This is a genomic window from Pantoea sp. E956-1, assembly GCF_982223955.1.
Genome location: NZ_CEUYZP010000025.1, coordinates 1 through 1499, shown reverse-complemented (window position 1 = coordinate 1499; position 1499 = coordinate 1). Strand labels below are relative to the sequence as shown.

At 47.6% G+C, this 1499-nt stretch carries 1 protein-coding gene; it reads right to left on the bottom strand.

Translation table 11 applies throughout. The annotated features are described in order from the left end of the window. Positions 1 to 149: 149 nt before the first annotated feature. The gene (locus AC0T7J_RS25045; protein WP_473798406.1) at positions 150 to 1046 is read right to left on the bottom strand and encodes a PhzF family phenazine biosynthesis protein; all 897 of its coding nucleotides are present in this window, start codon (positions 1044 to 1046) and stop codon (positions 150 to 152) included. Positions 1047 to 1499: the final 453 nt, after the last annotated feature.

Sequence of the window (1499 nt, the reverse complement as noted above, 5' to 3'; positions counted from 1 at the left end):
TGATGATATTTATCATTAGGAAAAACTCACTAACCGCCAGCTTTTAGTCACAATTTCTAAATGATTATCAAAGCTGTGCTGCTCATAATGTCTATGAGTTATATCCAAAATGTCCGCTTCTCGCTCACAGCGGATCATCCACTCGTACTTCAGGGCAGGTTAAATGAGCCTTCCATCACAATAACGGTTTTGCCTCCCACCGTGACGGACGGTATTTCTGACGTGCCGTCATAGCCTGAATACAACATGCTGGCCCGTCCCATGTCTACGCCCTGGCTTACCCGGAGCGAGAGCACTTTCTCATTGCGAAGCTGTGCCAGCAGGGCTGTCACTGCTGCTGTTGCACTCCCTGTCGCCGGATCTTCGGTCATTCGCGGAGTAAACATGCGGGCATGCACATCACACTGGTCTTCCGGAGCAGTTTCCAGCGTATAGGCATAAACAGAAACCGCACCATCGAGAGGCAGAACAGTCCGGAAACCCTGTAAATTTGGTACGCAACGGCGAAGAGCATCCCGGGTTGCGAGCTCGACAACCAGAAAAGGCAAACCAACCGAGGCGACAAGAGGCATATGTATTTTTGTCCGAATGTCACTGGTTTCCAGAGAGAGGCAGGCGGCTACCTTTTTCGGGCTGACTTCTGTGCGGCAGGATAATGCTTCAGGCACAAGAAGTTCTGCACCGGTAGCCGCCTCATTTTCTTTAAGAAGCCTGACCGGCACCAGCCCGGCAGCCTCTTCGAACAGCAGAATTTCAGGCAATGACCTGCCATTCAGTGTGGCCTGATTTGCCAGCACAAAAGCAGTCCCCAAGTTAGGATGACCAGCGAAAGGAATTTCACGAGACGGCGTAAATATACGGACATGAGCAGTATTTAAGGAATCTTCAGGGGGCAATACAAAGGTCGTTTCACTGTAGCCAAACTCAACGGCAAGTAACTGCATTTGCTCAGTGGTCAGTCCCTCAGCATCCAGAACGACTGCAACCGGATTACCGCTAAAAGGTTTGTCAGTAAATACGTCTGCAATCACATAGCGTCTTTTCATTAGCCCCCCCATGAATTTATATTGTATAAAAATGATTTATTATTCAATATCTCTGTTATTTTTTACCACGCTATATATATTAGGTACAGATACTTATGCTTTGTACAGGGTCAATTTTAATAAATTGAAGAGGTGATTTTATGCTTATCCGGATGTTGAAAGAGATTGATGTGCAGACATGGAGAATGTTGTGGAACAGTTATCAGGTTTTGTTTGACCATAAACGCGCTCAGCGCGTTTCTGTGGGGCTCGTAACAGGTGTTATGGCAATACCATGATCGAGACGATGCGAATTGCAACGATTAGTGATGCCGAGGCCGTTACGAAACTCACAAGAATGGCTTACGCTAAGTGGGTACCCGTGATTGGCCGAGAACCTCTTCCGATGAAGGCGGATCACGCCGCATTCATCCAGGAGAACAGAGTCGATCTTTTGTTCTCTGGCCCAGATTT

Bases quoted from the DNA above. Each gene is read 5' to 3' on its own strand.
- AC0T7J_RS25045 (WP_473798406.1), bottom strand. From the start codon at position 1,046: ATGAAAAGACGCTATGTGATTGCAGACGTATTTACTGACAAACCTTTT.